Origin of the sequence: Flavobacterium sp., from assembly GCF_013823965.1 — a bacterium.
Classification (GTDB): Bacteria; Bacteroidota; Bacteroidia; order Flavobacteriales; family Flavobacteriaceae; genus Flavobacterium.
Map to the genome: position 1 here is coordinate 1 of NZ_PNNA01000031.1, position 6,396 is coordinate 6,396.

The following is a 6,396-nucleotide window of genomic DNA, read 5'->3' on the forward strand; positions in this document are numbered from 1 at the left end:
GTTTTAAATGTACGATAAGCGCCTTGCTTATCAAAACTTAACTTGTTTTTTCGAAGTAAAAGTAAAAGTTTTGAATCATGTAAATATATAAAAGATTTTAGATTTTAGATTTAGGATTTTAGAATAAAATGAATTACTCATAACTACAACGAAATAGTTTGATAAGTAATTAAAAAATGGTCCTAGTTCGTTGATTCCCGTTCTATTAGATGGGTTTCGATTACCACTGTTTTGTATGTTTCTTCTTGTTCTTCTTCCCCTTCGTCGTCGTGTTCTGTTTCTAATCTTTCGATAAGAATCTTGGCGGCTATATTGCCCATTTCTATCCCGTTTTGGGTTACTGTAGTGATGGTTGGGGTTGAATATTTTGAAATAATTCCATCTGTAAAAGCGATGACGGCTAAATCTTCGGGAACTTTTAATCCCATTTTATTGGCGGTTTTAATGATCGTCACGGCGAATAGTTCGTTTACGGCAAAAACGGCATCAATGGCTTTGTCTTCCAATAATTTTGCTATGGTAATTTCGCAATTGTCCACGTTTTCGATTTTTATGATCAAGTTCTCGTCGAATGGTATTCCGTTGTTCAATAAGGCTTTGGTGTATCCGTCAGTTCTTAATTTGCCTACACTAACATAATCTACTGTTGTTACGAGGGCTATTTTTTTTCTTCCTTTGTCAATTAAGCTCTGAACGGCTTCAAAGGCGGCCAATTCGTCATTTATGATTACTTTGTCGCATTCAATATCATTGGTTACCCTGTCGAACATTACTACCGGCATTCCTTGATTGATGACTTCGGTAATGTGGTGGAAATCTTTTTTTTGTTGGGTTTCTTTGGAAAGGGACATGATAAATCCGTCGATGCTTCCATTGGCAAGCATTTCCATGTTTATGACTTCTTTGTCGAATGAATCGTCGGATAAGCATATGATTACGCTATAGCCATTTTCGTTGGCTATTTGTTCTATTCCGTTAATTACCGTTGAAAAGAAATGATGTACAATTTCCGGAATAATGATTCCTATGGTTTTTGTTTTTCTGTTTTTTAAACTAAGGGCTATATTGTTGGGTTTGTAGTGATAGAATTTGGCAAAAGCCTGTACTTTTAGCCTAGTTTCTTCGCCTATTTCTAAACTATTCCTTAAAGATTTGGAGACGGTAGAAATGGATACGTCTAATTCTTTTGCGATTTGTTTGAGTGTAATCTTCTTTTTCATATTGGGAATGTGGTAAAAATCATTTTCGTAATAAAGGTGCAAATTAATTTATAGAATCGTAATTTTATGCTGGGAAACATTAATAAAACAGAAAGTTTTCAACACTATCACGTTTTCGTAACCCATTAATATTTGGCTTTTGTCGAGCGCTAATAAATTTATGTAATTTTAACACTCGAAGTAAAGGTAAATTAAACAAAAAACCTAATTAACTTAAACAAAAAGTATGAAAACAATTTACAAAAAGTTGTCATTTTTATTGTTACTCCTGCCTTTTTGCGTTCTGGCCCAGAATACATTTAGCGGAAAAGTCCTTGATAAAGTATCAGGACAGCCCATTCCAGGAGTAAATATCAATGTACAAGGGAGTACAGTTGGGACTTCAACAGATCTTGACGGAAAATTTCAATTGCCAAATGTTAAGAAAGGCGACGTTGTCGTTTTTTCATTCGTTGGGTATAAAAGTCAAACCGTAGAGTTCAAATCACAACAATCAATAACGGTAAACCTGGAAGAAGACGCTAGTCAATTAAAGGAAGTTGTTATTCAAGTAGGTTATGGAACTGTTAAGAAAAAAGACGCAACAGGTGCCGTAACGACATTAACTTCAAAAGACTTTAACAAAGGGCCCGTGACTTCTGCGGATCAAATGATTCAAGGAAAAGTTGCCGGTTTACAAATTATTAATGGTGGAGGATCTCCAGGTGAGGGAGCAACAATCAGAATTAGAAGTGGATCTTCTTTGTCTGCAAGCAACGATCCTTTGTATGTTATTGACGGACTTCCGGTAGCTGCCGGTGGTGTTCAAGGTGGTAAAAACCCTTTGTCTACAATCAATCAAAACAACATCGAATCGATTACTGTTTTGAAAGATGCTTCGGCAACGGCCATTTATGGATCTCGTGCATCTAATGGGGTAATCATCATTACCACCAAAAAAGGAAAATCAGGAGAAGTAAAAGTGACTTACAATGGAAACCTTCAAGTTTCTGAAATAGCAGACCAAGTAGATACTTTGACTCCTTCTCAATTCAGGGATATAGTAAACACACGTGGAAACGCAACTCAACAAGCTTTGATGGGTATGGCAAATACTGATTGGCAAGATGAAATTTTCAGAACCGCTATCGGAACAGACAACAATATTTCCTTGACTGGAGGTACAGATAACATAGTTTACAGAGCTTCTGTTGGTTATGCTAATTTGAATGGTATCTTGAAAAGAGATAATATGGAAAGAACCACAATGGGGGTTAATGTAACAGGAAATTTCTTTGATAAACATTTAAAAATAGAAGTAAATAATAATACCTCTTTGATAAACAGTAATTATAGTAATTCTGGTGCAATTGGTTCTGCAATTCGATTTGACCCAACCCAACCGGTTAGAAACGCTGATGGAACTTTTTTCCAATGGTATAATTCTCCAACTGAAATTAATCAACTATCGGGTAGAAACCCAGTTTCTTTGATAGAACAATTTAACAATTTTGGAAATTCTTACAGAAGTATTGGAAACATCCAAACAGAATACAAAATGCATTTCTTGCCAGAATTGAAGGCAGTTGCCAACTTTGGTTACGATGAAATGAGCGGAACAGGACACGGATATACCGCTGCTGACTACCTTAATGGTCTTCCAGGATCTGGATACAACAATACGTATTCTAATACAGAAACCAGAAATAATAAATTGATGGATTTGTATTTGAACTACAACAAAAAAATTGAGTCAATTAACACACAATTTGATGTAACTGGTGGATATTCTTATCAAGATTTTAAAGATTCAAGAGCCAGTTCTTCTTATGTTTTCGAAAATAACACAACAACAGAAGGTTTGTTTACACCTACACGCGTGAACTTGCAATCCTTTTTTGCAAGAGCAAATGTTACCATCGCTGATAGATACTTGGTTACTTTGTCATACAGACGTGATGGAACATCAAGATTTACAGAGGAAAATCGTTGGGGTAATTTCCCGGCTGTTGCATTAGCTTGGAAATTGAACGAAGAAAGTTTCTTGAAAGACGTAACCAGTATTTCTACTCTAAAACTTAGAGGAGGTTGGGGTATCACGGGACAACAAGACATTGGTGTTAGTTACCCATCTATTCCTTTGTACTTGGCATCTAACAGTACTGCACAGTATCAATTAGGAAACACTTTTTACACCACTTACAGACCACAGCCTTACAACAGCAATCTGATATGGGAAGAAACATCAACAGTCAATGCGGGTATTGATTTTGGGTTTTTAAACAACAGAATTGCAGGTAGTGCAGATGTTTACAGAAGAATAACTTCAAATTTATTATTGTACACTCAAAATCCTTCTTTCTTTGGTTTCTCCAATTATGACAACTACAATGTTGGAACAATTGACAACAAAGGTATTGAGTTGGCGCTTGATTTGACTCCTGTGAAAACAGATAATTTGGAATGGAAAATTGGAGGTAACGTTACTTTCCAAAATTCTGAAATCACTAAATTAACTACCGTTTTAGATGACACTCCAGGTATTAACATAGGAGGTTATGCAGGTGGAACTGGAAACACGATTCAAAATCACCAAGTAGGTTATGCTCCACGTTCATTTTATGTATATGAGCAAGCTTATGGTCCAGATGCAAAACCAATTGACGGTGTGTATATTGACAGAAACAAAGACGGCTTAATCAACGAACAAGACAAATACCGTTTTCACAAGGCAGCTGCCGATGTTTTTTATGGTCTAAATACAAGTTTAGTATACAAAAACTGGGATATGAACATGACTTGGAGAGGATCTTGGGGTAATTACAATTACAACAACGTAGATTCAAATGCAGGTAATTTCCAAGAAATTTTATTGAGAAACACAGATTTGATTAATGGTGTTACCAATGTTTTGTACACTAATTTTGCGTCACAAGATGCTAAAAGATACGAATCGGATTACTACATCCAAGACGCTTCTTTTATTAAATTAGACAATATTGGAGTTGGTTATACTTTTAACCAAAAACCAAATTCAACTTCATTAGTAAAATTGACGCTTTCAGCTCAAAATGTTTTAGTGATAACTGATTATACTGGAATCGATCCAGAAATATCTGGAGGTATTGATAACAATTTATATCCAAGACCAATTATTTATACATTAGGTTTAAACGTTAATTTCTAATATAATAACAAGAAAAATGAAAAAGATACAAATAAAATTATTGGGTATTTCTTTGTTACTGTTGGTAATGTTATTTCCATCGTGTACAAATGATTTGAACCAATCACCAGATAACGGAAATTCAGTTCCTGGTGACGAATTCTTTGCAGACCCAGCTTCATACAAGCAGAATCTGGCAAAACTATATGCAGGACTTGCCATATCAGGACAAACTGGACCTGCCGGGACTCCTGATATTTCAGGAATTGACGAAGGAGAAAGTCAATACGTAAGAGGACTATGGTTAATGCAGGAATTAACAACAGACGAAGCGGTTATTGCATGGAACGATGGAACAATCAAAGATTTCCACTCACAAACATGGACTTCTTTGGATCGTTTTATTACAGCTACATTTGCCCGTTTCTCTTTCCAAATTGTAAACTGCAACGAGTTTTTAAGACAAACAACTGACGAAAAATTAGCCGCAAGAGGAGTAGACGCTGCCTTGAAAGCAGAAATTGCCACTTACAGAGCTGAAGCACGTTTCTTGAGAGCTTTGACTTACTGGCATTTAATTGATACTTTTGGAGGTGGATCATTGGTGACTGAAGATTCTCCAGCTACTTTCAATTATCCTGAGTACGCCACAAGAGCTGAATTGTACAAATTTGTAGACGAAGAGTTAACAGCAATTGCACCATTGTTGAAAGCGCCAAAAACAAATGAAGCTTACCGTGTAGACCAAGCAGCTGCTTGGATGTTGCAAGCTAAATTATATATGAATTCTCAAGTGTACATTAACACTGATAAATACGCAGCAGCAGTACCATTGCTTGTAAAAATCATGGGCACGGGTTATGCATTGCATAGCGATTACAATCAATTGTTTTTAGCTGATAATGATAAAAATGGAGCTCAAAACGAATTCATTTTTGCAGTTGCTTTTGATGGTCTTCACACACAAGGATACGGAGGAACAACTTTCTTGACCCATGCAGCCGTGGGAGGAAGTATGAATGCCGCTTCATATGGAATCAATGGTGGTTGGGCTGGTATCAGGACAACATCAGCATTTGTAGATAAATTTGGAGCAAATCCTGTTGATAAACGTGGTCAATTCTATACAGCTGGACAAACCAAAGAAATTAATGACATAGGTTCATTTACAAATGGTTATGCCATTCAAAAATTCAAAAATGTAGATAAAAATGGTGTTCAGGGTTCTGATAAATCGGGTAATTTTGTTGATACTGATTTTCCTGTATTCCGTTTGGCAGATGCTTATTTAATGTATGCCGAATGTGCTGCAAGAAATGCTGCCGGTGCAAGTTTAACTACAGCCACAGGTTATATCAATGCATTGAGAACAAGAGCAAATGCAGCAACTATTAGCGCACTTACTGCTGATGTTTCCGGTTTAAATCTTATTCTTGATGAAAGAGCTAAAGAATTGCATTGGGAAGGACACAGAAGAACGGATTTAATTCGTTTTGGTAAATTTTCTGATGGAGGTTATTTATGGCCATGGAAAGGTGGTGTAGCGGGAGGAACCCAAACACAATCTTTCAGAAATTTATTCCCTATTCCAGCCAATGCTTTGGCATCAAACAATAAATTACAACAAAACCCTGGATATTAATAATTTTAAAAATAAATAAAAATGAAAAATATAACGAAATCAATAATAGCTTTATTTGCGATACTTGCTTTGTCCTGTAGCGTAGAAGACGTTCAAGACAGACCAGTGATTGTAGGGACAGATGCTCCAGTTTTAACAGCTCCATTATCAGGTGCAACTTATGTGTTGTTGTTTGACAATGCTTCAGCTCAAGTAGAGCGTTTTACTTGGAAATCGGCAAATTATGCTGGTGACATTCAAGTGACTTATGCTGTAGAAATTGACAAAAAAGGAAATGCTTTCGCAACTCCACAAACTTTAGGTTCCGTGATTTCAGGGAATCAAGTTTCAGTAACAGTAGAACAAATGAATAATGCATTGAAAGCATTGAAAGCAACTCCTCTTGTTGC

4 protein-coding genes are annotated in these 6,396 nt (G+C 36.1%); 3 read left to right on the forward strand and 1 reads right to left on the reverse strand.

All coding sequences use genetic code 11. The annotated features are described in order from the left end of the window. Positions 1 to 182 precede the first annotated feature (182 nt). The gene (locus C0430_RS03235) at positions 183 to 1,220 is read right to left on the reverse strand and encodes a LacI family DNA-binding transcriptional regulator (RefSeq protein WP_290865423.1); all 1,038 of its coding nucleotides are present in this window, start codon (positions 1,218 to 1,220) and stop codon (positions 183 to 185) included. A gap of 226 nt (positions 1,221 to 1,446) precedes the next feature. On the opposite strand from C0430_RS03235, the gene C0430_RS03240 reads away from it, so the two are divergent. From C0430_RS03240 to C0430_RS03250, 3 genes are all read left to right on the forward strand, one after another. Next, positions 1,447 to 4,386, forward strand: coding sequence for a TonB-dependent receptor (locus C0430_RS03240; protein WP_290865425.1), 2,940 nt, complete (start codon positions 1,447 to 1,449; stop codon positions 4,384 to 4,386). A 16-nt stretch (positions 4,387 to 4,402) separates the two neighbouring features. Then, entirely contained in the window at positions 4,403 to 6,007 is a 1,605-nt protein-coding gene (locus C0430_RS03245; RefSeq protein ID WP_290865428.1) for a RagB/SusD family nutrient uptake outer membrane protein, read from the forward strand. 21 nt (positions 6,008 to 6,028) lie between these two features. Continuing rightward, a partial coding sequence (locus C0430_RS03250; RefSeq protein WP_290865429.1) for a SusE domain-containing protein occupies positions 6,029 to 6,396 on the forward strand: 368 nt, incomplete at its 3' end.

Bases quoted from the DNA above. Each gene is read 5' to 3' on its own strand.
- C0430_RS03240 (WP_290865425.1), top strand. From the start codon at position 1,447: ATGAAAACAATTTACAAAAAGTTGTCATTTTTATTGTTACTCCTGCCT.
- C0430_RS03245 (WP_290865428.1), top strand. From the start codon at position 4,403: ATGAAAAAGATACAAATAAAATTATTGGGTATTTCTTTGTTACTGTTG.
- C0430_RS03235 (WP_290865423.1), bottom strand. From the start codon at position 1,220: ATGAAAAAGAAGATTACACTCAAACAAATCGCAAAAGAATTAGACGTA.